Origin of the sequence: Oceanobacillus sp. HCA-5259 (assembly GCF_037892815.1) — a bacterium.
In the GTDB taxonomy this organism is placed as follows: Bacteria; Bacillota; Bacilli; order Bacillales; family Amphibacillaceae; genus Oceanobacillus; species Oceanobacillus indicireducens.
In genome coordinates this window covers 1-2749 of record NZ_JBBKBV010000066.1, presented here as the reverse complement: position 1 = coordinate 2749, position 2749 = coordinate 1, and the positions used below count along the sequence as shown (strand labels likewise).

Here is a 2749-nt window from a genome sequence, read left to right as displayed (position 1 = left end):
TGATTACAGCCACGAAATTGACCCAGTAATGCCATCTTTTTGATCCACTCCGGACATACATCTGACCCAATCAAGACATGACTGACCCACACTCCTATATAATGAAGGAGCACATTTGTGCAAATTTATTATTTAGGAGGTTTTTTTGTGATTAAGTATCGAGAAATTTTAAGGCTTCACGCTCAGGAAGTCACACAAAGGGGGATAGCTTCAAGTTGTGGTCACTCTAGGAATACGATTAGAGAAGTCATTCGGCGAGCAGAAGAGAAGAATATTAATTGGCCAATTGAAAAGGAAGTGACAGATTTAGATTTACAGATGATTTTATTCCCAGAGAAAAAGGTTCCTTCGGACCATCGTCGAAAGCCTGATGGCGAGTATGTTCATAAGGAATTGGCTAAATCAGGGGTTACACTCTCCCTTTTATGGGACGAGTACTCCTTACAGTGCAGGGCAAGCAATGAAATTCCTTATAGTTATCGCCAGTTCTGCAGGTTTTACAACGATTATGCAAGGAAAACCAAGGCAACCATGCGGATCAAAAGAAAACCTGGAGAACAAATGGAAGTGGATTGGGCAGGTAAAACCATGTATCTCACAAACAACCTAACCGGAGAAGAGATTCCCGTTTATATCTTTGTTTCTACGTTGCCATGTAGTCAATATTCCTATGTGGAGGGGTTTTTGTCTATGGATATAGAGAGTTGGATTACGGCTCATATTCATGCTTTTGAATATTATGGGGGAGTCACAAGAATTATTGTTCCTGATAACTTGAAGACCGGAGTAACAAAGTCCTCCCGTACCGACCCAATCATTAATCAAAGCTATCAGGAAATGGCTGAGTATTACCAGACTACCATTATCCCAGCACGTGTACGTCAGCCCAAGGACAAAGCAAGTGTAGAAGGTAATGTTGGCCATATATCAACTTGGATTATCGCCTCTCTTCGCAATGAAAAGTTCTTTTCTTTGGCTGAGTTGAACAAAGCGGTTAGAGAGAAATTAGATGTGGTGAATACTAAACCTTTTCAAAAGAGAAAAGGGAATAGGCAGGAAGCATTCTTAGAAGAAGAAAAATTTGCATTGATTCCCCTGCCTCATTCACCATACGAGATTGCGAGCTGGGCAAAGACCGTTGTCCAGCCTGATTATCATGTAAAAATTGATAATAACTATTACTCTGTACCCTATGATTATATCAAATGTACGGTGGACGTTCGAATAACGAGAAATATCGTGGAAGTGTTTTATAAGAATATCCGGATTGCTTCTCACAAAAGATCAAATAAATCAGGTGGGGATTTCAACACGATTCCTGATCATATGCCTAAGGATCATAGAAAGTATGCATCCTTTGATAGGGAATTTATATTAGAGTGGGGTGCCACAACCGGTCCTTCCACTTTATTAACTATTGAAAGAATCCTAGAATCTTATCCTACGGAAAAACAGGGATTGAAATCCACTTATGCATTGATGAAACTGGCAGATAAATACTCTATTGAACGCATAGAGAAAGCATGTGAAAGAGTGTTGTCTTATACGCCAAGACCCAAACTGAAAAGCATACAGACTATCCTGAAGACAGGACATGACAAATTACCATTAGAGGACACAATCAAACAATCTAACACACAAAAAAGTGATAACGCTTACGGGTTCACTCGTGGCGCTGCATACTATGGAGGGAAAAATAATGACAACTGATAATACCTTAACGAAGTTAAATGAAATGAGAATGTCTGCGATGGCAGAAACATTCAGAGAACAATTGAGAAATCCGGAGTATCAAGAACTCTCTTTTGAAGATAGATTTGGCTTACTGGTTGATATCGAATGGTCCAGAAGGCAAAACAATAAGCTTGATCGGCTCATTAAACAAGCAGAATTACGGGACACACAAGCATGCATTGAAGATATTGAATATCACCCGGATAGAAAGCTAGATAAGGCCCAAATTTTGCGATTATCAACTGGTAATTATATCGAAGAGCACCACAATATTATATTGATGGGTGCGTCGGGAAATGGGAAAACTTATTTAGCATGTGCATTCGGCATCGCTGCATGCCGTCAATTCTATAAAGTAAAATATACTCGATTACCGGATCTCTTGGATGAATTGGCAATCGCAAGAGGGGAAGGAACATATAGAAAGGTTATGAAAAAGTACAAGAATGTAAATCTACTTATTCTAGATGAATGGCTATTACTCCGTTAAGAGAGACGGAAGCAAGAGATCTTCTTGAAATCGTAGAAGCACGCCACCAGCAAGGATCGACTATCTTCTGTTCTCAATTTGATCCGAGAGGATGGCATGAAAAAATCGGTGAAAGCACACTAGCTGATGCCATTCTAGACAGAATTGTGCACGATTCATACAACATACTTATTGATGGTAATGTCTCGATGAGAGAACGTCATGGACTGGCGGTAACCAAGTGATTCCAGAAGAAGTAGAACTCCGTATAGCAAGGTATTTCTTCCACAATTATTTGCCGGATGAAGTAATGAGGGAGGTGGAAGGAAGACTCTTGGCAGAGTGTTTATGGAAGGATAGAGAGGAATTAGATGATAACCAACTCGTTACTTGGGCTCTCGCGATTATTGGTAAACAGCTAGATGGTAAAAGCTTTAAATAAGGCTCATTGTATTACTGGCTCACTTATGTCATAAGTGGGTCAGTATTATGTCCGGAGTGGGTCAAAAAGATGGCAGAGGTGGAACTAACCTATGTCTTTCTTCA

Annotated in this window: 2 protein-coding genes and 1 pseudogene; all 3 read left to right on the top strand. The window is 39.9% G+C overall.

The features are described 5' to 3' along the window. Positions 1-147 precede the first annotated feature (147 nt). Positions 148-1710 (top strand): IS21 family transposase, encoded by a 1563-nt coding sequence (gene istA / locus WKU33_RS18700; RefSeq protein ID WP_336253559.1) that lies wholly within the window; start codon positions 148-150, stop codon positions 1708-1710. Next, positions 1700-2448 (top strand): annotated as a pseudogene (gene istB, locus WKU33_RS18695) (IS21-like element helper ATPase IstB). The gene istA and the pseudogene istB overlap by 11 nt, the downstream one beginning before the upstream one ends. Next, on the top strand, positions 2445-2645 hold the full coding sequence (locus tag WKU33_RS18690) for a hypothetical protein (protein WP_336253557.1): 201 nt from the start codon (positions 2445-2447) through the stop codon (positions 2643-2645). Before istB ends, WKU33_RS18690 begins: the two are co-directional and overlap by 4 nt. Positions 2646-2749 lie beyond the last annotated feature (104 nt).